General features: G+C 42.3%; 24 protein-coding genes. 4 read left to right on the top strand and 20 right to left on the bottom strand.

Annotated elements, in window-relative coordinates:
* Positions 1-78: 78 nt before the first annotated feature.
* The 4 genes from BSI_RS04005 to degQ all read right to left on the bottom strand — a co-directional run bounded on the left by BSI_RS04005 (position 79) and on the right by degQ (position 3745).
* Positions 79-2376: a histidine kinase gene (locus BSI_RS04005; RefSeq protein ID WP_032732271.1), complete on the bottom strand. Its 2298-nt coding sequence runs from the start codon at positions 2374-2376 to the stop codon at positions 79-81.
* Positions 2377-2383: 7 nt separating this feature from the next.
* Entirely contained in the window at positions 2384-2545 is a 162-nt protein-coding gene (gene comX / locus BSI_RS04010; RefSeq protein WP_003241045.1) for a competence pheromone ComX, read from the bottom strand.
* Between the two features lie 14 nt (positions 2546-2559).
* Positions 2560-3420 carry a polyprenyl synthetase family protein gene (locus BSI_RS04015; protein WP_032732270.1) on the bottom strand — a complete coding sequence of 287 codons (861 nt, stop codon included), beginning with the start codon at positions 3418-3420 and terminating at the stop codon, positions 2560-2562.
* Positions 3421-3604: 184 nt separating this feature from the next.
* A complete protein-coding gene (gene degQ, locus BSI_RS04020; RefSeq protein WP_003220708.1) occupies positions 3605-3745 on the bottom strand; it encodes a degradation enzyme regulation protein DegQ in 141 nt (46 codons plus the stop codon).
* Positions 3746-3924: 179 nt separating this feature from the next.
* Here degQ and BSI_RS22815 point away from each other — a divergent pair, with 179 nt between their 5' ends.
* Together BSI_RS22815 and BSI_RS04025 are read left to right on the top strand one after the other, a co-directional pair.
* The gene (locus BSI_RS22815; protein WP_119914210.1) at positions 3925-4092 is read left to right on the top strand and encodes a hypothetical protein; all 168 of its coding nucleotides are present in this window, start codon (positions 3925-3927) and stop codon (positions 4090-4092) included.
* A 112-nt stretch (positions 4093-4204) separates the two neighbouring features.
* A complete protein-coding gene (locus BSI_RS04025; RefSeq protein WP_003241042.1) occupies positions 4205-4573 on the top strand; it encodes a YuzC family spore coat inner layer protein in 369 nt (122 codons plus the stop codon).
* Here BSI_RS04025 and pdeH read toward each other — a convergent pair.
* From pdeH to BSI_RS04060, 7 genes are all read right to left on the bottom strand, one after another.
* Positions 4549-5778, bottom strand: coding sequence for a cyclic di-GMP phosphodiesterase (gene pdeH, locus BSI_RS04030; protein ID WP_003241041.1), 1230 nt, complete (start codon positions 5776-5778; stop codon positions 4549-4551). The genes BSI_RS04025 and pdeH overlap by 25 nt on opposite strands.
* A 136-nt stretch (positions 5779-5914) precedes the next feature.
* Positions 5915-7387: a nicotinate phosphoribosyltransferase gene (locus tag BSI_RS04035; protein ID WP_003241040.1), complete on the bottom strand. Its 1473-nt coding sequence runs from the start codon at positions 7385-7387 to the stop codon at positions 5915-5917.
* A gap of 15 nt (positions 7388-7402) precedes the next feature.
* Positions 7403-7954 (bottom strand): cysteine hydrolase family protein, encoded by a 552-nt coding sequence (locus BSI_RS04040; protein WP_003241039.1) that lies wholly within the window; start codon positions 7952-7954, stop codon positions 7403-7405.
* A gap of 96 nt (positions 7955-8050) precedes the next feature.
* Positions 8051-8449 (bottom strand): YueI family protein, encoded by a 399-nt coding sequence (locus BSI_RS04045; protein ID WP_003241038.1) that lies wholly within the window; start codon positions 8447-8449, stop codon positions 8051-8053.
* A gap of 71 nt (positions 8450-8520) precedes the next feature.
* Positions 8521-8769, bottom strand: a complete 249-nt coding sequence (locus BSI_RS04050) for a YueH family protein (RefSeq protein ID WP_003241036.1) — start codon at positions 8767-8769, stop codon at positions 8521-8523.
* Between the two features lie 72 nt (positions 8770-8841).
* A complete protein-coding gene (locus BSI_RS04055; RefSeq protein WP_003241034.1) occupies positions 8842-9063 on the bottom strand; it encodes a spore germination protein in 222 nt (73 codons plus the stop codon).
* Between the two features lie 59 nt (positions 9064-9122).
* Positions 9123-10232: an AI-2E family transporter gene (locus tag BSI_RS04060; RefSeq protein WP_003241032.1), complete on the bottom strand. Its 1110-nt coding sequence runs from the start codon at positions 10230-10232 to the stop codon at positions 9123-9125.
* Between the two features lie 114 nt (positions 10233-10346).
* Here BSI_RS04060 and BSI_RS04065 point away from each other — a divergent pair, with 114 nt between their 5' ends.
* The gene (locus tag BSI_RS04065; RefSeq protein WP_003241031.1) at positions 10347-10736 is read left to right on the top strand and encodes a DUF2283 domain-containing protein; all 390 of its coding nucleotides are present in this window, start codon (positions 10347-10349) and stop codon (positions 10734-10736) included.
* A gap of 40 nt (positions 10737-10776) precedes the next feature.
* On the opposite strand, the gene BSI_RS04070 is transcribed toward BSI_RS04065, so the two are convergent.
* From BSI_RS04070 to BSI_RS04105, 9 genes are all read right to left on the bottom strand, one after another.
* On the bottom strand, positions 10777-11013 hold the full coding sequence (locus tag BSI_RS04070) for a YuzF family protein (protein WP_003241026.1): 237 nt from the start codon (positions 11011-11013) through the stop codon (positions 10777-10779).
* 186 nt (positions 11014-11199) lie between these two features.
* Positions 11200-11730: an HD domain-containing protein gene (locus BSI_RS04075; RefSeq protein WP_003241024.1), complete on the bottom strand. Its 531-nt coding sequence runs from the start codon at positions 11728-11730 to the stop codon at positions 11200-11202.
* A gap of 195 nt (positions 11731-11925) precedes the next feature.
* Entirely contained in the window at positions 11926-12657 is a 732-nt protein-coding gene (locus BSI_RS04080) for a (S)-benzoin forming benzil reductase (protein WP_003241021.1), read from the bottom strand.
* A 63-nt stretch (positions 12658-12720) separates the two neighbouring features.
* On the bottom strand, positions 12721-13176 hold the full coding sequence (essA, locus tag BSI_RS04085) for a type VII secretion protein EssA (protein WP_080030893.1): 456 nt from the start codon (positions 13174-13176) through the stop codon (positions 12721-12723).
* Positions 13177-13207: 31 nt separating this feature from the next.
* On the bottom strand, positions 13208-16378 hold the full coding sequence (gene esaA / locus BSI_RS04090) for a type VII secretion protein EsaA (protein WP_003241016.1): 3171 nt from the start codon (positions 16376-16378) through the stop codon (positions 13208-13210).
* Positions 16375-20862 carry a type VII secretion protein EssC gene (essC, locus tag BSI_RS04095; RefSeq protein ID WP_003241014.1) on the bottom strand — a complete coding sequence of 1496 codons (4488 nt, stop codon included), beginning with the start codon at positions 20860-20862 and terminating at the stop codon, positions 16375-16377. The genes esaA and essC overlap by 4 nt, the downstream gene beginning before the upstream one ends.
* Before the next feature lie 60 nt (positions 20863-20922).
* The gene (gene essB / locus BSI_RS04100; RefSeq protein WP_003241012.1) at positions 20923-22266 is read right to left on the bottom strand and encodes a type VII secretion protein EssB; all 1344 of its coding nucleotides are present in this window, start codon (positions 22264-22266) and stop codon (positions 20923-20925) included.
* Positions 22267-22280: 14 nt separating this feature from the next.
* Positions 22281-22520 carry an ESX secretion system protein YukD gene (gene yukD, locus BSI_RS0121550; protein ID WP_010329928.1) on the bottom strand — a complete coding sequence of 80 codons (240 nt, stop codon included), beginning with the start codon at positions 22518-22520 and terminating at the stop codon, positions 22281-22283.
* Positions 22521-22590: 70 nt separating this feature from the next.
* Positions 22591-22884 (bottom strand): WXG100 family type VII secretion target, encoded by a 294-nt coding sequence (locus BSI_RS04105; RefSeq protein WP_003220661.1) that lies wholly within the window; start codon positions 22882-22884, stop codon positions 22591-22593.
* A gap of 569 nt (positions 22885-23453) precedes the next feature.
* Between BSI_RS04105 and adeR the strand changes: the two genes are divergently transcribed.
* Positions 23454-24683: a sporulation transcriptional activator AdeR gene (gene adeR, locus BSI_RS04110; protein ID WP_232918846.1), complete on the top strand. Its 1230-nt coding sequence runs from the start codon at positions 23454-23456 to the stop codon at positions 24681-24683.
* Positions 24684-24733: the final 50 nt, after the last annotated feature.

The raw sequence follows: 24733 nt of genomic DNA, 5'->3' as shown, positions 1-24733 counted from the left end.
TTTCCTCCCTTTTACTCACTCATTTCCATTTTATAAAAAAGACTTGGCCTGTGCCAAGTCGTTTCCGTTATAAAACCATTACAATTCGATTTCAATATCAGCCTTAAAGCCCTTTCCTTCACTTGTTTCAATCCGAAGGCGTCCATCTAAAGCCCTGACTCTCTCCTTAATGCCAGAAAGCCCCATGCTCATGGAATGCTCATTATTTTTTTCTTGATCAAACCCTACGCCATTGTCCTCATAATGAAGAACAATTTTGTTTTGAATACTGATGAGCATAATCAGCACATCCGTCGCCTGAGAGTGCTTGACCGCATTAGACAGAAACTCTTGAATGATCCGGTACAAATTCAGCTGCGAATCCAGATCAAGCGAAGCCGTAAATCTGCCCGTATTTAAACGGATATGAAACGGCACCCGCTCCTGCTGCTGCGCCACAAGCTTCGACAGCGCCTTCACCAGCCCAAGATCATACAGAAGCTGCGGCCGCAGCTCATGACACGTCTCCCTCGTCATCGAAATCACATCAGACATCTGCTCATTCATCTGTACAAGCTTGTCCTGCACATCTTCCCGGCATGGATTATCATCCTTCTTAAAATCAGCCAAAAACAGCTCACACTGTCGTTTTAAAGAAATCAAATCCTGAAGAACGGAATCGTGGAGATCGCGGGCAAGATCAGAACGTTGTTTTTCTTCAATCGTGTACATGAGTTTCTTAAGCCACACTGGATTTGATTCTTGTTGTTTTATTTCTTCTAAATGACTCATCAGCTCTTCAATTTTCATGACGTTTTCGATCGATACGTTTGTATAAAAAGCCAAGGTTTTCAGCCAAGAAAGTTCTTCAAGTGTGAGACGGGGCGTATTCATTTTAGATAAACAAAGAATCACAAATGATTTACCACCGCGTTCACCTATCTTCATGACAAAGCCTTTATTAAATTCAACGATTTTTCCTATTTCGGATGTTACTTTTCTAAATTCTTTTTGATAGACTTTTTCGAATGAATTTACGGTCTCATCATCATATAGCTTAATACTTCCGTCTGCTGAAACTTCATATACATATGCTCGGCTAACTAGAGAGACCTCAAGTATAGTATTTTTCAGTTCTTCAAATACTTGAGTCAGGAATGTTGAGTCTCTAATCAGCTGCGTAAATTTATATATACTATCTTGATAATTGAATTTTTCCGAGACCCTTTTTAATCTAAACCTGAAATCAAGTACTTCTTTATAATAAAAGACCGCCAACATGATAATATAAATTAAAAATGTTAGTTTAACACTATAAAAATCACTCTCAGGACTACTAATTAATTCAATTGTAGAGATTAGAATAATTGTTGGCGTTAAAGCTAAAAAGCCATAATATCTTAATCTGCTTAAAATAAAATCCACATTATAGATTTTATTTGTCATAAATTGAAATACCAAGGAGAAAGGTATTAACATCATAAATGAAGCTGCTAAAAAGGAAGAAACATAGTGCGCATTTAGAAACACATAAGGTATCAAATATAAACACAAAAAAGGTGCAAAAGAAAAGATATTAATAACAGTGAGGACCTTAATAATATGCGCTTGTTCAGTATCTTTATTTTTAATTAAAATGATACAGAAATAAATCACTACTATGATAAATAAAAAGAAAAAAGATAGTAAACTTAATTTAGGCACATAATCACGAAAGAAAAGATGTGAACGAAACATTTCACACACTACATTTATGATCGGTACTAAATATAAAATGAAAACTTTTTTATCAAATAAGGTAGTGCCTAACTCTCTAAAATAATGATAAAGAAAGAGAAGGTAGTTTAGCGGTACAGATATTAATGTTACCACCATAATACATCTGCATAGTATATCGCCTTTAACAGAAACTCCTGCGCTTATATAAGCAATAGAAGCAGATAACAAAAATATAATTAAAACTAAAGCAGATAGTAAATCCTTCGATTCATTTATTTTTAATATAAATAGGCAACAAAATAAACAAACAATATAAAACATTAACGGTATTAAGTAAGTAGAAAAATTTTTATCATTAAATAAGGTCAGCTTTAGCTCAACATCCTTGCCATTTCTCTCAACAACCATTGAACTTACATTTTTAAGCTTATTCATTTTTATTTCTTTAGTGTTTATCTTTTGATTATTAATACTCTTTACGATATCCCCTTTTTCTATTCCGCTGTATGATGCCATTGAATATTCATCTACATTGGTAATTACAACGTCCCCGTTCTTCCCTTTCGAAACAGTTGCTCCAACTAACAAATTATTATTGCTTATATAGGTCAAATAAATAACATATAACAGACTTATTACAACTAACAATACAGAAATTTTATTGGTTCTAGACTTCATTTAACCCTCAATAGTGCCAATCCATCATTGAATAAATTTCTAATCCTTTAAAACCATTTATTATACATTCAGATTGATCTTTATCGACACCCAATAAACAAGCATTACCTTCCATTACTTCCCTTAAAACATTTGGGTATTTAATTAAGTATCCTACCATTTCTTGCATAATAAATCCCCTCCTTATTTAATCATAACAGACAATAATTTTTCAGTTTTACCATCTTCTAATTTTAATTGTGACATTTCTTTTTTTATTTTCTGGAGAGATAAATGTTTCATCACCAGCAAATATTGTATAACGCCTGCTTCTGTTAATTTTTGTTTCAAAGCCTTCGTATTAATAGAAACAAATTCCTCGGGTTTTTGATATAAACTTAGTAGCTCAACTGAAGCATCATTAAATTGTTTTTTTAAGTATAAGTATGCCAATGTATTTTTTTTCTGAACAAAATCGTTATTTAAGTAAAACAAACCTTTATAATCATTATCGATCTGCGACATAATGCCGAGTTCATAAGAATAAGAAGCTACAATGGGATCGTATTTGCCGGTTGCCAGCATTACTCCCATAACACAGGGCAGTGCTGTTAGCGCTCCTGATTTATTTTTGATCATTTCAAGACAGGCTTCTTCAGTTTTCGGCGCATTCACAATATCATCATGCTGGCCTTGAATTGATTGTAACGCAAAAGTCAATATCTTTTGTGAAAATTCTGGTTCATGACTAGCTTGGCACATAACTTGTATACTTAGGGTGTAAAGAGCTGTTACTGCATTTAAAGCGATAGACGAGTCAATCTTCATCCATACAGCATTTACATTGTCTTTATCCTCTAAGTCATCATAAATATCAAATGAGAGTATAAGCAATTCAATTCCGGCAGCTAGCAATTCAATTGCTTTTTTGTCCTGACCGTTAAAAGCTAGATAATGATGAAAAGCCAAATCAGCAAACTCAAAAGTATCCTTGGACTCAATAAAACTCTGAAGATATCGTTCCAAGTCATGATTCATTATTTTTTGGCTAACAATCTCCTTCATTTTCTCCTTGATTCGGACAGAATCTAAACATATCTGCTCAATAACGACTTCCCCCCTCCCCTTCCATTTTACTAAATGGGCTATCCAAAGGACAGCAGGTTTTTCGTTATTTAACAATCATATAATACTTTATCCATTTATTGTATGGATAGAACAAAAAAAAAGACTTGTTTCCAAGTCTTTTTTACGAAATTTTCATTGCGTAATTGTATTTATCGAGCTGATCAATGCTTTTGTTAATGTTTCGTAATGAATCTGTTGTTTCTTTAATATCAAGTTCGAGTCGGAATAACAATTGTTTTACTTCTTCAAGTTTCTTTTCCATCGTTTCCACACTCCTTTTTTTGAAAGATCAATGAATTGTGTATGGTGAACGAGTCCTAGGTATTTGATCTGTTACTAATAGTGTATCTGCTTTTGGCTTATTTTTCACCGAAAAGTATACAAAAAAGTCCTGCGTGACACCGCAAATATCAATAGGTCCTTGTGCTCAAAGGGATCACAATGAGAACGGGACTATATTTCTATGCAGAGGAGCGTTTCTTTCCCCTGAAATTGAGAAAGATTCTTAATTCCCTTGATTTTAACGTGTTTCGCATTTTCACTAAGCAAGACTATAGTCCTTCATACCGTATTTTCAAAATTAAATATGCGATTCTTGGCGTATCCTGACCGACAAACACCGAAAAGACCGCAACGCTAAAGTTGTGGCCTTTTCGCTTTGTCATATTCGGCTATTTGAGATCTATACATATAGAAACATCCTTTTGTGTGAGGTGCTCCCATGAGATATCATTATCCTTGGTTTTACGCCTATCCGTATGAGATTCGCCGCCCGCCTGCTCCCGCTGTCCAAACAGATACCTTTATCCGTTCAGCGAGAGAGGCCGCAGGGCTGATCGCCGATGCCCAGCTCGTTTTAGGCCGCATTGCGGGCTCGCGGGAGCTCTCGCGCCGCATCCTGACCGCAGCCGAGCAGTCAGATAAACAAACTGTAAAGCGCCTGATCAAACAAATGGGCGTCAGGCATGAAGTGGATGCGGTCTTTAATCCCGACGGCATCTACATCAGCCTCATCGGGACGCAAAGCCGAATGATTCTTGCTTTGCGGTGGTCAGAAGACCGCAATCACTTTGCGTCCATAAGCTTATGACACCACTCCAGAGCCTCAAGATAACATTCATACGCTTCTTCTTTGTCCAGTTCTTTGCCTAATTCTATGCAGGTGTCCCAGTTGTTGCTTTCAATTAATTTCACAAGCTCAAGCATTTGGTAGTAGTCGTTTTGATGGCCTAATAACGCTTGCCCGACTTCATCTTTTAAAGGCAATTCTTGAATAATATCCTCTATTTCTCTGTGCAGCAGGGTGTCTATGAGAGAAAACATTCCGATCAGCATATAAGAAGCAGGCTGCGGCCGGGCTGTTTTTCTCGCCAGCAGTTCACAAAGCTTAGCTCTCATCAAAGAAATCTTAATGATTTCGTGCTTGCTGGAATTCCCTTTTCTGCTTAAATCCTTAAAGGAAAGAATGTATATCCACCGTTTGATTTCATTAAAGCCAAGCAGCATAATAGCCTGTTGAATGCTTTCAATTTTCTGGCTCAGTCTGCTGTGGGATGAGTTTAAAAATTTTAAGATTTGATAGGACAGTGATAAATCCCGCTCTATGTACTCTGTCACACGTTTTATGTTAGGCTGTTCTTTGCTCAATTCGTTAAGCAGTTCATAATAAGAATAGAAATGAGTCGACAGATCATGCCCGCTGATAATGCGCGGCTCGCTGAAAAAGTAGCCCTGGAATAATTGAAATCCGTCTTGGGCTGCCTGTTTATATTCTTTTCGGGTCTCTACTTTTTCCGCTAAAAAAATCAAACCGCTGCAGCCGTAGGTTTGCAAAATTTTTCTGCGTTCCATTCGTGTTGTTTTGAGAAAATCAATTTTCAATATATCAATATAGCTCATGAGCTTTTCCAGTAAGTCTTCATTTTGCGGATTTATGGCATAAAAATCATCGAGCGCCAGCATATACCCCATTTTTTTCAGCTCTCTGCATCTTGAGATGAGGGCCGGCGTGATCGGTATATCTTCAAGGATCTCAATGACAAGCTGTTTCGGATTGAAGGAGGTGGGAAGATTCGAGAACATCAGGCTTTCCGTAAAATTAACAAAACAGCGTTTCCCTTCCGTCAGCTTCTCAATACCGATGTTTAAAAAGCTGTTGATCACCAAATCTGTTGTTGCCTGATCGCCGTCTTTAGCGCTATACACATTCTCTTCACTCTCTCTATACAGCAGTTCATAAGCAACAACCTGTTCTTTTCTATTAAAAATAGGCTGTCTTGCAACAAACACCCTCATTGGTTTATCCCCCTTACAATGCGCGCGGCTTTCACCCCTAAGTATATCAAATAATTTGACGAAAATTGTCTAAACATGAAAAATAATATATACACAAAGAAAACTGGCCTCTTCGCGAACGAATGGCCAGTTTTCTTTATTCTTCTTCAAGCTCTTCATCAAGTCTGCTTTTCACTTCGTGGATCCGCTGCATTTTATTGCTCCAGCAGTCCTCGCTTAAATCAACCGGATATTCCTCCGGCTTGCTGATTCTCTTATATTCCTCCCACAGCAGGCTGAGGTTATCCTGCACATACTGCTGTATGTCTGAGATCTCAGGGTTTTGATAGCAAAGAATACCCTTTTCAAAAATCAGCTCATGAAGATCCTTCGCATAAAAATTCGTGACAAATTTGCTGATGAATGTATGAACCGGGTGGAACATTCTGAGCCGCTTCTGATCATTCACCTGCTCATCATAAAGCGCAATATAGTCGCCTTCAGAATGATGATTGGACTGATTGATAATGCGGTACACTTTCTTTCTGCCCGGTGTCGTCACTTTTTCAGGATTGGACGAAATTTTAATCGTGTCGACCATTTTCCCGTCTTCTTCAATGGCAACAAGCTTGTAAACCGCGCCGAGAGCCGGCTGGTCATAGGCTGTAATCAGCTTCGTACCGACACCCCAGACATCAATGCGCGCTCCCTGAGCCTTTAAATTCATAATGGTATGCTCATCCAAATCACTTGAAGCAATGACTTTCGCGTCTGTAAACCCTGCTTCATCAAGCATTTTCCGGGCTTTTTTTGACAGGTACGCCAAATCGCCGCTGTCCAGGCGGATGCCAATGAAATTGATGCGGTCTCCGAATTCCTTAGCAACTCTAATCGCATTCGGCATGCCTGAACGAAGCGTGTCATACGTGTCGACTAAGAAGACGCAATCCTTATGCGTTTCCGCGTATTTTTTGAAAGCTGTATATTCATCGCGGTAAGCCTGCACAAGCGCATGCGCATGCGTGCCGGATACCGGGATATTAAAGCGCTTTCCAGCTCTTACATTGCTTGTTGCGCTGAAGCCGCCGATTAAAGCTGCTCTCGCTCCCCACATGGCTGCATCCATTTCATGCGCCCGTCTTGTTCCAAATTCAAGTGCGACTTCATCGCCGATGACGCCTTTAATCCGGGCAGCCTTTGTTGCGATTAATGTTTGGTAGTTCACAATGTTGAGCAAAGCCGTTTCAATCAGCTGCGCTTCTACCAAGGGGGCCTCCACCCTCATAATCGGCTCATTGTTAAAGACGAGCTCTCCTTCTTTCATGGAGTAAAGAGAACCTGTAAAAGATAAACCGCGCAAATATTCAATAAAATCTTCATGATACCCGAGTTCACCCTGTAAATAACTCAGGTCGCTATCCGTAAACTTGAAATTTTCCAAGTATTCGATGGCTTTTTCCAAGCCCGCAAATACCGCATAACCATTTTCAAACGGAAGCCTTCTGAAAAAAAGCTCAAAAATCGCTTTCTTTTCATGAATGCCGTCTCTCCAGTAAGTTTCTGCCATGTTGATTTGATAAAGGTCTGTATGTAATGACAGGCTGTCATCTTTAAATCCGTACTCTAACACTGTTTTTCCCCTTCCTTACTCTGCCACTTGCGCTCCGATGCTGTTTGCAAAATGGGAAAGAGCCCACGTGTGCCCCTCCTGATTAAAGCTGGCAACAGCCTGTTTGTGCACAACAATCCGGAAACCTTTGTTGTATGCGTCAACCGCTGTATGCAACACACAAATATCTGTGCAGACGCCGGCAAGATGCAGCTCGCCAATCTGCCGCTCTCTGAGTTTGAGCTCTAAATCAGTACCCGCAAAAGCAGAATATCTCGTTTTTTCCATGTAGTAAACATTTGGTTCATGTTCATGTTTCTGATATAGAGGCAAAAGCTTTCCGTACAGATCTTTTCCTTCCGTGCCTTTTATATTATGCGGAGGAAAAAGACGGGTTTCAGGGTGATATTGATCCCCTTCATCATGAGAATCTACTGCTAATACGACGTAATCACCGTTTGTGATGAATTCTTCGGTTAAATTGACGATCGCCTCTTCAATCATTCTGCCGGGCTCCCCGCAGGTCAATTTTCCGTCACTCGCCACAAAATCATTCGTATAATCAATACAAATAAGTGCTTTTTTCATAGCCGGCCTCCCCGCCATCAGTATGAGAACATTATATCTTATCTCCAGTTGTAAGTGAATTGCCATGAACAAAAAGACAAACGATCCGTTTGTCTCTTAAGGTTTCAGCACTGACCGGTTAAAAATGTCGTCCTGAACATATATCAATTCACGATTCATAGCGATATCAGCCGCAATTACAAGGCCTAAAGGCGTATGAAACTGAAGATCAGATACGATCTTGAAGTTCACTCCGTTCCGGTTCGCCATTTGGATATAGGGAGAGTAAGACTGGTACTGAAGCTCTCCATTAATCAAAAGAGTGATGTTTTTGCTGTTTTTGAGTGCGTGTTCCGCTTCTTCATACGGTTTGCTTCTGAGCACCTGTCCTTTTGTCAGTGCCAAAAGGACTCTTTCCCTTAATGAGCCTAAAAACAAATGGCGCTCGTCTGGCTTTGTCTCCAAGGGCCCATACATTCCTTGCTGCAAATAGAGATCCATTTTTTCATCACTCAAAAGCTCGTCCTCCCGTCTTGTTTGTCTTCATTATCACCTGATCAGGCAGGAGCTAAACTTTCAATGGCCGTTTACATTTCTGTTACCCAATGAATGATTTTTTTGGCCAGCTCACCAGCCGGGCCTTCCTCTGTATGCCGGCGCAAAGAAGCTTCCAGCCGTTCAGGCAGAGATGCTTTATCTTCTTCATAAGAAATGATCGTGCTCCACTCCAGCTGCGGAACCGCTACAAGCGTGCGCAGTTCTTTTCTGTTTTCATGCAGATACACGTCCGTGATCATTCCGGTTTCCGTATGGATATTCGCTTTTCTGATTTTCATAACATAACCTCACTATTCAAAGACTAACCATATTATACAATAAAAAAAGCAACAGCCTCTCCGAAAAGGCTGTTACCCGTTAAACGACACTGTTTCATCAATGATATCGGCATCTTTGAGGATGGTTTTACTGTGTTCATTATTGATCTTTATATAATCACCTAATTGAAACGCACCCGATCCCGCTCCGGTGTGATCAACGCTTTTCGGCGAAATCGCAAACACATCACCAAAGCTGGCCGCTGCATCACCTGATATGGACATAATATAAATCGGACCTACAATCGCAGGCATTTCCCCACCTCCGCATTGACTTACAGCATCATATGCAAAGAGGCGCAAATGGTGCCCGCCTATTCAGCGGGCTTTGCGTTTTCTTCAAGACGTGACCGCTGACGCAGTTTGATTAAGCGGACAATATTCAGGAAGAATGCCTTCACTACCGCGTAGACCGGCACTGCTAAAATCATGCCGAGAATTCCGCCGAAGCTTCCGGCTCCGATCAACAGCAAAATAATCGTAAGCGGGTGCGTATTCAGCCGCTTTCCGATCACAAGAGGAGACAGCAGGTTCCCGTCAAGCTGCTGAACAACGACAACCACAATAATCGCAAACAGCGCTTTGGCCGGCGAATCCATAAAACCGACAATGACAGCCGGAGCAGCACCGAGAAAAGGCCCTACATAAGGAATGATATTGGTAATCGCCATGACAATCCCAAGAATCAGGGCATACGGCAGCCCGGCTATTAAGTAGCCGATAAAACACGCTGTTCCGACAAAAAGACAGATTAACAGCTGCCCCTGAAAATAAGCCGCAAGCGTATCGGATAAATCTTTAAAAATCTTCAAGCCTTCTGTCCGATATGAAGCCGGAAGAATTTTTACTGCCAAGTTCGGAAAGCGGTGTCCGTCTTTCAGCATATAAAAAAGGATAAATGGAACAGTGATAATAACAAGCGTGATGTTTGTCACGACGCCAAACACCGCAGATAAACTGGACGTGATATTTTGCGGCAGGTTTTGGAGAAAGCTTGTCAACGACTGTTCAATTTTTGATATCGATACATAATCCTGATTCATCATCCAGGTAAACCATTGGGAATGGGACAAATCTTTTGTCAGCGCCTGAATCTGTTTTATATAATCAGGAAGATTGTTAAACAGCCCGGTAACCTGCGATGTAATAACAGGTCCGACCGACGCTGAAACGAAGGCAAGCAAACCGATAAAGAGTAAGTAGATCAATAGAATGGATAATGTCCGCGGAATTTTTTTCTCAAGCAGGCGGACGACCGGATTAAAAATGAAATACAAAATTCCCGCAATCAGCATCGGGAAAAACAGTGTCGAGATAAAAACAATAAACGGCTGAAATACAAATGAAACTTTTGTTGCTACGTAAATAATCAGCAAAACAAATAAAATCTGCAATGTCCAAAAATGGACTTTTGATTTCAACAAGCTTTGTTCCTCCTAGTTTTTCTTAATGTGTCAGATAAAAGGACTTATACCCCATCATTGTAACAAAAATGAACTCATATCAGAACTCTTAATATGATGAAAGGAGTGTTGGTGATGCAGGCTGTGACATACGATAAAGATTCCGGACTGGTTTATATCCACCTTCTTCATCCGAAAGAGAGCAGGAATGTACGGTCAGAGGAGCTTAAAGTCAATGATTGTATCCTGCTGGATATCGGCCAAAACGGCAAAATCGCCGGATTCGAATGTTTTGGTGAGGCAGCACTGCTCTGTGCCCCGTTTGCCGGGAAATCACGGCTATATGTAAAAGATGCAGACAGCTATCACTTTCGTGTTCGTCAACAGGCTTCAGTCCGTTCCAGCTATACAGTGTACGGTGTCACTTTTTGTTTTTCAGATGGCGGCTATCAGGAATTTGCCGGTTTTGACCTTGACGAATCGATGTATCACAGTGCGTTTTTGCAGCGCTTAACTGAAAAATAGGACGTCCCGATGTACGCCTATTTTTCATGCGCAAGCACTGTTAAACCCGCTCACTGTAATCTGGCGTGACGGAAATCATGTGCTGGATTCTAATCAAACAAACAGATTTTCGGGCTCCTTCAATTGTGATATGGTCAGGGTTTACATCGATCAGTCTGCCTCTGACCGTATCTCGTACTGTCTGTATAACGAACCTTGAGCCGATGAGCTTTTTAATGGTCTGATAGACATAAGGATCGACTAAAGAGACCAGTTGCGGGCTACCTTGGTTGACCATACTTCAATCCCCTTTTTATGTTTTATCTCAGCTTATGCCGCAATTATGGATAATGACACAGGCTTCCCTGATAAAACGAGGGGTGCGGGGATTTTAGGAGAATATGTTTGGAAGCGGGTGTAAAGGAAATGGTGATGAAGCGGAGACAGCGTAGAAAGCTGGCGCTGTTCCGTGTAAAAAACGGACTTATACTTGCTTTATCATGGATGCCTGGGCTTGGTCGATTAATTTGTCCAGCTTTTCTATTTTTTGACGTGCAGTTGAAGGATCAATTTGACGGTAATGATGGTGGCCGCCCGGCTCTTCATCAAGTTCGTCCGCTTTTTTGACAATCTGCTGCAGCGTGTTTTTATCTAACTCACCTTCAGGCAAATAGGAATCGGTATGAAGCAAAATGGCAAGGGCAATTTCTTTTGCCGCTTTCGGTTCCTCGCCAAGCCGAATCAGAAGCTTATGCGCCCGTTCCGCCCCTTTGATGGCATGGATGTCATTTCGTTTGTATTTCTCATAATCCCACTCACCGTCCGTATACCATTCATAATGGCCGATGTCATGCAGCAGCGCCGCTTTTGCAGCTAAATCAGGGTTGATGCCAGCCTTTACAGACAGCCTGTATGCATGATAAGCGCAAGCAATCGCATGTGCTACGCCTGAGCGCTGCATATATTTTTGTGCAATTGGATGGGTGAAAACATCCATTAATGTAACCTTTCTCATGGAAACCCCTCCTTTAGATATTTTTAGAATCCTAACATAATTTGCAGAGAAACTCAATTCTTATGTCACATCATTTTATCTTCTTATCATCATTGTTATACCCTAAAAGCAGAGTTTCAGTCAGTATATGCGGCTGTTCAACAAAGTGCGCGGACTGTTGCCTTTTTATAAAAAAAAGAGCAGAAAATCTCTGCTCTACAAAAACTCTTTTATATCATAAATGCGGCCGTTTTCCGCGCCTGTTTCTAATAAAGAAAGCAGCGTATCGGCAATAAAGGCCGGACTGCGAAGGCTTCCTGTTTCATTTAATTTCCGGAATCGTTCAATGTCGTGGAAATCCTTTTTCGATGAAGAACGGATGACGGCTTGCATCTCAGTGTCCATAACACCCGGTGAGAAAGAAATCATGTTCACCGGCAGTTCTTCATCCTCCTGTTCAAATCCGAAAGTCCTCGTAAACATGTCAAGCCCTGCTTTTGAGCTGCAATACGCGCTCCATCCCTTGTATGGGTTTTTGGCGGCGCCTGACGTAATGTTGACAACCGTTTTTTTGCCGCTGTATGAAGCAAACCGTCTTGTAAACAGCTGACTCAAAAGTACAGGCGCTGTCAGGTTCAGCTGATAATGGCGCTGCAGTTCATCAAGAGACGCTTCGCCGGCGCGTTTGATCGGTGTTACCATTCCAGCGTTATTGATCAGGGTAATACCTGAATAACGATCTGGATTGATGGATGAAAGCAATGATTCAAATTGCTGTTCAGCTTCTTCGAGATTGATGAGGTCTATTTGATGCTGCGTAAGTTTATCATGTGAGACATCAGCTTTTGTCCTGGATAAGGCATGGACTTCATGGCCCTTCTCTAAAGCTTGCAATGCGATGGCTTCACCCAGTCCCTTTGACGCTCCTGTAATGATATAAAGTTCCATTGGAAACCTCCTCCTTCCGTTCCTATTGTACGTACCGCTTTTACTCAACACAAGCACGGGAACCTATGCCTTTTTGTTCTCCTGCGCTGTGACTTTTGGGATGAGGAACACAATGCCTGCTATTCCGAGCAGGATCAGCACGACATAGATAATCGGAAGCAGCAGAGAAGATGTTTCTTGTTCTTCTTCTGTTTCCGTGGATGATGCCTTTGTGATTGGTTTTTCAGCAAAGGTAATCCCAAGCTGTTTCGATTGAGCCGCAATCGTGTTGGATTCCTCGGCATTTGTTGATGTAAACAAATCTTTTAACAGCTCTGCATCCTTATCCTCCGGCTTATCAAAGGTGATATCCTTCTGTTCCTCAGGCAGTTCTGTTTTTTCTTCATAGTAGGTATCTTCATGCAAATAATTCGTATCGATTTCAATGTCTTTTTTCTCATATTGGTTTGGCGCGACATCTGTATTTTCTTCGGTTTCGGCAGCGGCGGCAGAGGGTATGAAAAGGGAAAAGGAGAGCATACAAATCATGATCCCCTTTTCCATGCTGCGATTACGCTTCATACGTTTCATCGCTTTCTGCTGTTTTTTCTGCCATCAGCCGGATAATAAGCGGCAGAGCCGCGGCAATCACCGTAATGATCAGCAGAACCGATATTCCCATTGCAAACAAATGCCCAGTGCCGTACTGGATGTCGATATATACTTTCGAAACCGGATCTTCAAATGTAAAGTTCGGCATAATCAAATCAATAAGCGGTGCGACGTAGAATAGAATCATTGCTGCTGAAGCCACCCATCCAGGGATCGACCCGAATCTGAATGCGGCCCGGATGAAGGCCGAGCTTGCGACCAGCAATAGAATCGTAAACACCGACCACTTAATCGTCTGATCGTCCGGCAGTGAATAAATATTCAAACCGAACAAGCTGATCATCAATCCGACAAGGATATTCAGAATTCCGAATAGCGCTCCTTTGACGAGAAGCGGCGCGTTTTGGTAATACGAACTGAAATAGCCGATTAACAGACTGCTGATCAACACAATGACAAGGATGACAACCGGCGGCACCGTTTGAGTTTTTTCTTCCGGAACCTCTCCGCTGATCTTAAGCGGATTCGCCAAGTAATCATATACATAGCCGTTGTTTTGCCCGTCTACTAATGTATTTCCCAATATGCCGTATACGTCATTGCGCACGAGTTTCGTTGAGGCGACATTTTTCCCCCAGTTGTTGTTTAAGGTGTCAGCTTTCGTCTGTACATCATTGACGCTTTGCTGCATGTTAGTTGTGTAATCGATAATGCCTGACTGGCGGTCAGATAATGAACCCATCATGTCTGACATTTGCAGCACTTCCTGGCCGACCGTATCTTGGACACTCAGCGCCATTGTGCCAGACAGCCCATCGTTACTGAACGTCGCAGATTCCTGTGTTGCGCCAGTTACCAGCTGTTCTGACGCTTTTGCGGCACTTTCAGAGATTTTCGTCAGCTCGTCCAGAACACCTGCTTGAGAGTCACGGATAAAGCCGCTGTAATCGTCCGCAAATTTAGTCATGCCGTCGATGAAGCTGTTAATGTCTTCATCGGTTTGCATCATGTTGTTTTTGAGATCTTCCCAGCTAGCTGATTCTGCTGGTGAGAGAGCCAGGATGGATTTGACGTTGCCTTGCTGGTCGGTAAGAACAGTATTCTTTGCATCATAATCAATAGTACCGTACAATACAGAGTCATATACCGATAGATATTTATAATAATCCATTAAATCAGAAATTTTCACTGTGTTAATGACTCCTTGAAATTGGAGCTGGTCTTTATTTTCTAGTTCAAGGATCATTTTATAAATGCCACTATCATACACTTGTTCTTTCATATCTTTTAACTGATCTTCTAAATCATTTACTTGTTTCTTCAATTTAACAATTTCATCATTTAGACCATCTATTTTCTCTTGCAATTCTTTTAATTTCTTTTCTAGCTCTTCATTATGAGCAGTTTCTTTTTCTTTGAGTTCTTCTTCAATTTGCTTGATTCGCTCAGACGCTTTGCTGAGTTGTTCTTTTGCTTTTGCGATATCAGAAATCTCATCGTTTCCTGTTTGATTTTCGTCCTCAGGCTGAGTCGCGCCATCGTCGGTTCCGTCTTCATTTGCCAGCTGGATCAATTGAAGGACAGAGTCAGATGAAGCAGTCTGTTCGGCAGATGTGCCCGTGTCGGTTTGTCCGCTGTCTGACTCACCATTAGAGGCATCGCCGTTCTGCTGCTGGTCTTGATCCTGAGTATTGCCGTCCGTTTGTCCGTCATTCCCGGTACCACTGCTGTTATTGTCTTCTCCAGAATTATCATTTTGATCATTTGGAGTCGTACCGTCTCCATCATTATTTCCGGAATTTGTATCCGGCTCTGTCTTAGGCTCCTCTGGCGTCGTATCCTCTTTTTCAGGCTCCTTAAGACTGTCTGAGATGTCTTGAATGTCAGCTGCAATGTTTTTCATTAATTCTCGCTGATTTTCAAGATCAATTTTTAGGTCTTCCGGATCTACGTTCTCCGGCTCTTTATCATTGTTCTGGTTGTCATCGTTAGAGCCATTGCTAGGACCCTGACTGTCCGGAACAGCTAACCATGCACGCTTCTCTTTAAGCTGTTCATAAATTTTGTTTAACGTATTTAGCCTTGTTTGGGCTTGGAATTTATCAATTAAATCACTCTGAATCCTCGCCATACCCATTTCTTGCAATGGCACTTGATCTTGCCTTGACTTTTTAGCATTATCTACCGCGAGACTAGCAAGCCCAAGCTGTGTTTTCCCTTGGCTGATCCCTGTTGCCAGTCCGCTCATGCGTTCGCTGAACTGATTCGCCTTTTGCTGAGCTTGGATGGCATCCAGACCTGTGTGGATTTGCTGCTGTGTTGAATCCTGGGCTGCCAAAAGCAGTTTTTTCTGATTTTCTTGATATTCTTTGTATCTTTCAACAGTATCAATGAAATCTTTCAGCGTGTTTTTGGCTTCCTCCGCTGTTGAAGCTTTTTCTTTTGTCGTGCCCTGCGCTTCATTCATTGATTTCTTCAGCTCATCGATTAAGTCTTTTTGCTGTTTGATTTCACCTGCTAAATCATTAGAGCTTGGTTTGTAAAAGTTGTACATGACATTCTGGAATTCAGATTCTTTATTGACGATTTTGTCAAATTCTCCTCTGATGTTGTCCACTTTTTGCGAAACAAAGTTCCAGTATAAGGCCGACATTTTTTTGTTCATTGTCTTTTGGGCATCCTCAAGCTCACGCTGAACTTTTTCTTTGTTGACCGCATTCAGGTTATCTTGAATGCTGAATTCGAGCGTTGCTTTTCGAGGATGATCTTTGTCATAGCTCAAAATGTTTTTTGAGAAATCTGAGGGAATGTAGACGATCGCATCGTATTTCTTTGACGCGAGACCAGTCTCGGCCGCGCTTCGGTTTACGACCGTCCACGAATAATCGGGACGTTCACCCAGAACGGCCGCTACTTCCTTGCCGAAATGGGCGGATTTGTCCTCTTCATCAGACTTCACCTCATCACTCAATACGCCTGTGTCTTCATTCACCACCGCGATTTGCCGCGTGGAATTGACTGCTTTTTTCGTCGGATCGTCTCCGATAAAGCGGAAAAACAAAACCGGCAGCAGCAAAATGATGATGACGGCGGATATTAACTTGATCAAACTTTTTCGTTGTTCTGTCATCTAGCACTCTCCCTTTCAGCAGAACATAAAGGAATTTGAACTTTTTGCTCCTTCCCGTTTTCCACAACATATCCGAAGCCCGGCTGAATCTCAGGCTCCTGTCTTTGGTACGGGAGAGGAATGACATTTTGCTCAGATTTTTTCATCAGCAGAATCGCGTGGCGAATTTGCTTCATCTCTGTCGTCAAGGAGTCATAGCCTTTTGAGAATTCGCTGTGGTTTCCGCCCGGGATAAAGCTGAAGCCAAGATGCGCGTATGATTTCATGAAGTTTGCCAGACGGTCTTGTATTCTCGTATCAATCGTCTGCTGGAATCTCGTAATCCCGTCAATCATCAGCACTACTTGTGAGAATCGCAGGTTTTGCGCATCTCCCTGGCGGACGGCTTCTACATACATGGCTTCTCTTGTTTTAAAAATATCTTCTGCTGTTTCGATCCACTGCTCAATATCTTCTTTCGTTTCCAAATATGAGACGTCTGATTCCTTCGCATATTGGGACAAGCCGCGGTCAATCGAGTCAAACAGGCCGATCATTTCGGTTTCATCATCAATCAGATGTTCAAGCATTACTTTTAAGACGTTTGTTTTCCCGCGCTGGGTCTGGCCTAAAATCAGGCAGTGCTTATGCTTGCCCAAATCAAAATAGACTGGGCTGACTGTTTCTTCATGAAGCCCGATCGGTACAGATAAAGGCTTGCGTTCCAGCTTGAAGCGGAGAGAAAATTCTCTTGTCGACAGACTCTCAGGCAGCATCGGAATCGGTGCCGGCTGCTCCATTGAAGCAAAGCGCTCCTGAAGATGCTGAACGTCTGATTTCAATCCGTTAAACATGCTGATATCATCGTCCGCGTCAACAGGCAGGAACATTTGTGCGAAATAAAGCTCTTCCTTTTGAATGATGACGCGTCCCGGAATCGGTTCAAGATTGAACTTCGGCCGTCCGTAAATGGAATATCCCTCAGATTGATCCATGAGATAATGGACAACCTTTGTTTTCAGGTTATTTAACAATGACTGGCGGACTGCATTCACACGCGTTGCTGTCAGCATGAAGTAGATACCCAAGCTCTGTCCGTCTCTGGAAAGCTGGACAAATTCCGATTCAAGCTCATGCATCTCATCCTTGACGATGTCAAAGTTGTCAATGGTGATGAAAATGAACGGAAGCTCTTCCTCGCTCAGCGCATTGTACATTTTGATGTGGCTGATTTCTTTTTCCCTGAACAGACGTTTACGGCGGTCAATTTCTTCTTTGATTCGAATCATGAACTTTTCAATTTTTCTTGACTGGTCCATCAGGAAGTAGTCCGCTGTATGAGGCAGCTTCGCTAATGGCAGAAGCGTTCCGTTTCCGAAATCAAAGATATAGACATGAAGTTCTTCTGGTGTGTATACGTCCGCAAAGCTCATCAGGAACGTTGCAGCTGCAATCGATTTTCCGTAGCCGGAAGAGCCGAATATGCCGATATTTCCGTCTTCCATCATCTTATAAGCAATCGGTGCCTGTCTTTGCAGATCAGGTTCGTCGACATACGCGAAGTGGAAATGGTCTTTTTCTTCTGAAGGAAAAAGAGTGCGCGGGATACGTTCCGCAAGCGGCGGCAGCCAAGGGCTTGGCAGCTTCTCGATTCCCATTTCATCTTGGATGCGTTCAATTTCGTCAACTACTGCTTCGATTTCTGTTTGAACGTCTTTTTTCGCGATATCTTCGGTATCAACTTCGGAAAGCGGGATCAGACCCGTATCCGTGACGATCGCGATTTCATCCTCTGTTCCGTAGACTTCCTCTAGGTAAGGCGCACCGCTCCAGGCTGATTGAAACAGCTCATACACTTCATTGTTGCCGACCTGCAAATACCCGCGTCCTGTCACGGTAATGTTTGCGGCATCGCTGTTTTTCAAAATTTCTTTACTGTCGGTGGCATCCTGAACCTTCAGCGCTACTTTAAAGCGCGAGTTGCTCCAAATCTGGTCGTCAATGATGCCGCCCGGCTTCTGTGTCGCCAAAATCAAATGAACGCCGAGGCTTCGCCCGATACGCGCGGCACTGACAAGCTCTCTGATAAAATCCGGCTCCTCGCTTTTCAGCTCGGCGAATTCATCAGAAATTAAGAACAAGTGAGGCATCGCCACTTCTGCTTTCCCCTGCTTGTACAGCTTTGTATAGTCATTGATGTGATTGACTTGATACTGGTCAAACAGGCGTTGCCTTTTTTTCAGCTCACTTTTAATGGAAGCAAGCGCACGCATACTGAAGTTTTTGCTGCCTTCAATATTTGTGATCGTGCCGAGCAGATGAGGAATGTTGCGAAACGGCTGTGCCATCCCTCCGCCCTTATAGTCAATTAATAAGAAAGCCGCTTCATGCGGGTGAAAATGCACCGCAAGTGACAAAATGTAGGTCTGGAGAAATTCACTTTTCCCTGACCCCGTTGTCCCTGCAAGCAACCCGTGCGGACCGTGGGCTTTTTCGTGAAGGTTCAGATACACAATGTCATCTTTTCCTTTATAGCCGATCGGCACTGACAGTGACTTCGCCGATTCACTCGTCAGCCATCTTTGCTGAATGCCGATTTCCTTTACTTCCTTCGCATGAAAAAGCTCCAGGAACGATACCGTTTCCGGAATGGAATTCGTAATGCCGACCTGGTGATTCAGCGTCCGCAGCGTGCGTGAGAACCGTTCGTTGTCCCCGCGCTGATGATGATCCAGGCTGAACGGAATTCTTACCGCTTTTTTCTTCTGTATTAAAATGTCGCCTTCATGCTCATTGATGTAGCGGACAAGAGTCGTAATGTTTTCCGACAAGCTTTCCTTTGTTTCTGCGGCAACAATTGTAGAGATGCCCAGATGCTCGTGCTGTCCTTCTAAATATTCGAGAATGACGTGCTCTGAGATCAGCTGCTGATTCGTGATGACAAATACAAAATGCGGTTTGAACTGCAGTTTTTCTTTGTCATCTTCAAGATCGCGCTCTCTGATCAATTCATAAAGTGAAGACAGGAGCTGATCTCGGGTTTGCTCATTATATATAAAACCTTTCGCATAAATATGGGGCATTTGAAATTGCGGAAGCCACTTCATCCACTCCCAGTCTTTATACTCTTCTTCATGAAAAATAAAAACGAAACGCAAATCGTGATAGCTGTTGAAGAACGACAGCTGTCCGATCAGCTGGTGAATCTCATTTTTCACAATTTGTGATTTACCGACAAGCCCCATCGGACCTTCCGCCAAATCAACCGTAACCGGCGCATTGCGAATGTCCTTATAGACACGCTGCATGTGCTGCGATTTTTCCATGAGGTCATCAATATCACGATTGGCCAAGTCTCCGCCGCTCATATTGATTTCATAGCTTGAAGGGACTGTTCCCGTCCCCAGCCGCAGCTGGAGATAATCCTTGCTTTCAAGTGATTTTTCCCAAATTCGGTCACTGATTTCACTAGTTAAGTATTTCATTTGTTCAAATGAAGGGAAGTGAAATTCAAGTACCTGCTTTTGCTTTTCAGCAAGCGCCTGAAGTTCTTTCCGCTTATTGTCTAGGTAAAGCTTATACACGCGCTCCCGCTTTTCCTCACGTTTTTTCCGCTGGTTTTTATCCCGGAAATATTGCACTGTCGAGGTAATGAGGGTCATCATAAACATCGCCAGAGAAACGAGTATGAATATGCCGCGCGGCTGAATGATGGCGACAACGCCCATCACGATCAGCATCACAAGCGGAGGCAGAATGACGAGCCATAGCCCTCTATTGGTTTGATCGCTCTCCTGAGAGGGAAAACTGAAGGAAACGCGGTCATCCGGCAGGTCGTACACCATTCGCGGCGTTCTTCTGTACTGCGGATATTTTTTCTGCATCTCTGTGCTCGGTTTGACCGTTTCTGTTAATGCCGTTTCAAAAGGGGCAAAATGAACAATTTCTAAAAGGTCTTGTTCCGTCACTCTCATTTGCGTAAAGTTCCAGAAAATTTCATCCCCCGGCTGGAGCGGTGTATTGTCGATGATCTTCTCTCCGTTCAAGAAGATCGTCCCGCTTTCAGGACGAACCGACCAGCTTCCGCCGACACGAAGCAAAGAGAACGTGCTTTGTTCTGCAAAAGCAAAATCTTGCGGATTCAGATACATATCTGCATTTGTCTTTTCTGAAGAGCATATGATTTCATCCCGATTCCCCGTAAAATAAACGGATTTATGAGGCTCACTGCCCGTCAATATCAAGCGTATATCCTGCTGATCCGTTTGGAGAGAAAATGATGTATCCGGCTCAATCGTGCCGAGACAATCATTTCCCAGGAAAACTTCGTATTGGCCGCCGGATTCCTTTCTTTGAAGGGAAATCACTCCGCTTTCAAACGGAATGGTGCCGATCGTAACGGAATCCTTCACATCAGGCCCTATGGTCACCGGATGGGACGACGGGAGGTCAGTCAGTTTCAGTTTTTGAACGTTATTTTGGTAAAAAACCCATAATAGACTCAAATGGCGAACCTCCTTACGGCCGAATAGCAGCATGCGATGACCTGCGCTTCATGTATCACGTTATTTATCATCTTTTTTCTCATCTTTCTTTTCTGTTTCTTTTTCTTTCTTCGCTTGTTCTTCTTTTTTCGCTTTTTCCTCGGCTGCGGCTTTTTCTTCTGCCGCTTTCTCTTCAGCTTGTTTTTCTTCGTCTGTTTGTTCTTTGGCTGTATCGACTAAAGACGTGTCAGTATTAGACTGTCCTTGATTGTCTTCATGTTCCTTTTTTGCTTTTTCAAGCTCACTATTTACTGAATCAAGTTCTTTTTGTATTTCTTCATCATTTGTGTCTTCAGATAAAAGCTGCTGTTTATATTTAGCAAGGCCAAAATAAATATAATCATTGTACTCAAGTTTACGGCCAATACTGATAGCTTCTTTGTAATTCCCTCGGCCATAATCAATCCAATACAAGAAATGCTGAGGATCTGATTGCAGAGTGACTAAATTATTTTCAATATTTTTCGTTTTTGCACTCCCTAGATTTTCAACCTCAACATAAGACGTCGCCAGCTGATACTGCACCGATTCAGGCAGGCTTTCCGCATCGTATTTAGACAGTGTGCTGATAACCTCACTGTACTGCTTGTTTAGGAAAGCGCGGTTGCTGTCCACTATCGCCTGGTGCTTTGGCTGTGCGAAAAATAAAGCGTACATCGAATAAATAAGGGCCGGCACCAGCAAAACAATGAGCCCCAGGCCGATATATCGCTGGATGTTCCACTTTTTTCTCGGGATATGTATGTATGTTTTCGCTTTGGCTTCGAGCTCATCGATATGAGTTTGAATCTGCTCGAGCAGGTCATCATAGGTCGCCGCATCCAATATCGCTTTAGCCTCTGCGGAGAACGTCAGCGTATCATTGAATTTCAGGTAGTCTTCAAATGCAAACGCGCCGTCAACTGCCAAAGCCGCTGCCGCTTTCAGCTCCCGCCACACTCTTTCCTCATCACGCTCGTAAGGAGGAATGCTTTCTTTTACTCCATAATGGAGAAAATAAGGCGTTAGGCCTTTATCGAATACAATGTTTTCAGGAGCGACAATCAAATTCAGCCTCGACAGATTGTGCTGCTGTACAGCTTGAACAAGCTGATAGGCGAACTGCCATTTGCTTTTTTTATCTTTAGCTTTCATTAAGCGGAATGCTTTATAGGAGGGAGGAGGTTGGATTGTGATGATTACTTCATCATCCGTCACATCGATCTCTTTATGAAAAAATGGATTTACATCTTTGATCACGTTGGCTTCGAGACCGTCCAGAAGCTTTATTTTTTCCCGCTGAAAGGTAAATGTATAGCCGGCATCTGTTTTCTCGGCAACGGCTTCTAATTGGTTTTCTAAATATGATTTTTGTTTATCCGACATTCAACCAGATCCTTTCATAATATTTCAAGCCGGTCTCCGTTTGTAATGCCGCAATCAGACAGCTTGCATTCTCCGGAAAACACCGTATCCTTATTAACCACTCTGATCCAGTGCCCTTCGCGCGGAGGTATAGCTACGCTTTGAGCCTGCCAAGCAATATCAATTACTTTTTTCACCGGGTGGTAATCTGACAATCTGAGATCAAAGACACTGCCGTTATAATGTTTCAAATCTATTGTAATATCAATATACATTTTAGGATCACCCTTACATAGAAAGAGCGCCGTCTTCTCGTGAATCAGGCGCTCCTTCCCTTTCATACTGTTATCCGCGGATTTGATTTGCGATGTCTTGGTCAGTAGACTCAAGTGTATTTGCTGTTTGATCAAGCTGCTGATTCACATCTTGAAGCAAATCTGACATTTTGATAAATGAAGGTTTGAGCTGCTCGTATTGATCTGCGAACGCTTCGCTTGAAGCACCTTCCCACATGCTTTTCAAATCAGAAATCATTCGGTTTAAACGATCAACCTGATTCAATACTTCTTGGCTTTCAACGCCGTATTGCTTCGCCATCGCTCTTAGCTCTTCGGGTGTGACACGAATTAATCCTGCCATATTCCTCATTACCTCCTGTGCCATCAGCCTAAATATGGGCTAATTCACTTATTTTTAGAACGTCATTATTATAAAAACAGTTTTTCGGTACAGTCAAACAAATATGTTTTAATTTTACAAAATGAGTCCAATGGTTTACCCCAAATCGCTTAAAAATGACATAAATTGTTAAATAGGTAGGTTCATTTTCTCAATCTTCTCTTCATCCTCCGAATAATCCAAAAGACCCAAATGATTCTCCAACTCCCAAAAAAAACCTTTCAGAAAATTTGATGCTAGAGCACCATTTCTGAAAGGTTCAGTTTTTTCTTTCCTTAATCAGTCTCGCCCCCGATGACTTTCTTAGAAGAATAATAGGATAAGCTTTCGTATCATATAAGGCATACAACTGTACTGCAAAGAGGCCGATGCACCGCCAATCATATATAAGACGTTTCTCTCAGTATGCCATGTAATTGTTTTTTTGGCTTCCGCTCTTTGTTGTTGATTTTCACAAACAACAACAATCATAATAAAAGGAAGGGGATGAGATGTCAAAGAGAAATCAAGCATGAAAAGTAGGGAGATTTATGACCATGCCGAATGATCCGTTTAAATACAGTTTTGACAGACTTGAAGATGTGGCTGATCATATCAGCGACGTTCTGCGTTGCCCGATTACTATAGAAGATTTCAACCACAAGCTGCTTGCCTACAGCACACACAGCGACTGCACAGATCCTGCCCGAACGTCTACAATCATTGGCAGAAGAGTACCGGAGAAGGTCATTAACAAGTTGTGGAAAGACGGGACGATTCCAGCTCTTTTAAAAACAGACCAGCCGATCAGAGTAAAGCAAATAGATGAAGTCGGACTGAGCAATCGCGTTGCAATTTCCATTTGGAAAAACAACCAAGTGCTGGGCTTCATATGGGCGCTTGAGATCCAAAAAACATTGTCTGACGATGATCTGATGACACTGCAAATGGCGGCTAAAGCAGTGAGAAACAAGCTTCTCAAACTCCAAATCAGAAAAACGAAAAATGAAGAACGCAGCCAAGAGTTTTTCTGGAAAATGCTGACTGGACATATTTATCAGGAGCAAGACATGGCGGATGGGTTCCACAAGCTTGGAATGGTCGCCCCTTCTGAGTTTTCCGTTATGATCATCCGGATAAACGGCGAGCTGACAGAAAAAATCGAACAGCAGCTGCAATATTTGCAGGAAACAACCCAGCAGGTTCACGTTCTGCTGACAACAGTAGATTCCAATGAACTCATTATTTTAACCGCTCCTAAAACAGATCACCCTTTTCAAGATTTAAAGCAGTTTGCTTTCAGTACGCAAAAACAGCTGAAGGAACGTTATAAAATAGAAGACGTTTCGATCGCTTTTGGCGGAATATACAATACTATTTCTTTTGTCTCCCGCTCCTATCAGGAAGCATTATCCGTCTTAAAAGCCAAGGAACGGTTCGCAGAAGAGACAAAACATCTTTTCAGTTTTTCTGAGCTAGGCATTTATCAATACTTGGATGTCCTAGATGAAAAACGGAAACAGACGGGATATTTTAATTATTCGCTTTCCAAACTGGAACAGTATGACCGCGATCACCAGTCTAATATGGTAGAAACGCTAGAGCGTTTTATTGAAGCAGACAGCAACGTGAATACCGCTTCCAAGGTTTTGAATATACACGTTAATACGTTGAATTACCGTCTCAAGCGCATCAGCCAGATCGCTGAAATCGATTTAAAAAATGTGAATCAAAAATTCACCATCTATTTAGATATCAAGCTTCGGCACATGGATTTGTGAAATTTCACAAATCCATGTTTTTTTATTTTCTTATTCAAACAAAGAATTTT

Origin of the sequence: Bacillus inaquosorum KCTC 13429, assembly GCF_000332645.1 — a bacterium.
Taxonomy (GTDB): domain Bacteria; phylum Bacillota; class Bacilli; order Bacillales; family Bacillaceae; genus Bacillus; species Bacillus inaquosorum.
Note: the sequence above shows the minus strand (reverse complement) of the source record. Positions and strands in the feature narration are given on the sequence as shown.

What these genes read in the sequence shown, in the direction of transcription:
- BSI_RS22815 (WP_119914210.1), top strand. Translation starts at nt 3,925, where the DNA reads ATGAGAACGGGACTATATTTCTATGCAGAGGAGCGTTTCTTTCCCCTG.
- BSI_RS04025 (WP_003241042.1), top strand. Translation starts at nt 4,205, where the DNA reads ATGAGATATCATTATCCTTGGTTTTACGCCTATCCGTATGAGATTCGC.
- BSI_RS04040 (WP_003241039.1), bottom strand. Translation starts at nt 7,954, where the DNA reads ATGAAAAAAGCACTTATTTGTATTGATTATACGAATGATTTTGTGGCG.
- BSI_RS04105 (WP_003220661.1), bottom strand. Translation starts at nt 22,884, where the DNA reads ATGGCAGGATTAATTCGTGTCACACCCGAAGAGCTAAGAGCGATGGCG.
- degQ (WP_003220708.1), bottom strand. Translation starts at nt 3,745, where the DNA reads ATGGAAAAGAAACTTGAAGAAGTAAAACAATTGTTATTCCGACTCGAA.
- BSI_RS04065 (WP_003241031.1), top strand. Translation starts at nt 10,347, where the DNA reads ATGCAGGCTGTGACATACGATAAAGATTCCGGACTGGTTTATATCCAC.
- essB (WP_003241012.1), bottom strand. Translation starts at nt 22,266, where the DNA reads ATGTCGGATAAACAAAAATCATATTTAGAAAACCAATTAGAAGCCGTT.
- esaA (WP_003241016.1), bottom strand. Translation starts at nt 16,378, where the DNA reads ATGACAGAACAACGAAAAAGTTTGATCAAGTTAATATCCGCCGTCATC.
- BSI_RS04055 (WP_003241034.1), bottom strand. Translation starts at nt 9,063, where the DNA reads ATGCCTGCGATTGTAGGTCCGATTTATATTATGTCCATATCAGGTGAT.
- BSI_RS04050 (WP_003241036.1), bottom strand. Translation starts at nt 8,769, where the DNA reads ATGAAAATCAGAAAAGCGAATATCCATACGGAAACCGGAATGATCACG.
- comX (WP_003241045.1), bottom strand. Translation starts at nt 2,545, where the DNA reads ATGCAAGAAATGGTAGGATACTTAATTAAATACCCAAATGTTTTAAGG.
- BSI_RS04015 (WP_032732270.1), bottom strand. Translation starts at nt 3,420, where the DNA reads ATGAAGGAGATTGTTAGCCAAAAAATAATGAATCATGACTTGGAACGA.
- pdeH (WP_003241041.1), bottom strand. Translation starts at nt 5,778, where the DNA reads ATGAGGGTGTTTGTTGCAAGACAGCCTATTTTTAATAGAAAAGAACAG.
- adeR (WP_232918846.1), top strand. Translation starts at nt 23,454, where the DNA reads ATGACCATGCCGAATGATCCGTTTAAATACAGTTTTGACAGACTTGAA.
- essA (WP_080030893.1), bottom strand. Translation starts at nt 13,176, where the DNA reads ATGCTCTCCTTTTCCCTTTTCATACCCTCTGCCGCCGCTGCCGAAACC.
- BSI_RS04070 (WP_003241026.1), bottom strand. Translation starts at nt 11,013, where the DNA reads ATGGTCAACCAAGGTAGCCCGCAACTGGTCTCTTTAGTCGATCCTTAT.
- BSI_RS04005 (WP_032732271.1), bottom strand. Translation starts at nt 2,376, where the DNA reads ATGAAGTCTAGAACCAATAAAATTTCTGTATTGTTAGTTGTAATAAGT.
- yukD (WP_010329928.1), bottom strand. Translation starts at nt 22,520, where the DNA reads ATGTATATTGATATTACAATAGATTTGAAACATTATAACGGCAGTGTC.
- BSI_RS04080 (WP_003241021.1), bottom strand. Translation starts at nt 12,657, where the DNA reads ATGGAACTTTATATCATTACAGGAGCGTCAAAGGGACTGGGTGAAGCC.
- BSI_RS04075 (WP_003241024.1), bottom strand. Translation starts at nt 11,730, where the DNA reads ATGAGAAAGGTTACATTAATGGATGTTTTCACCCATCCAATTGCACAA.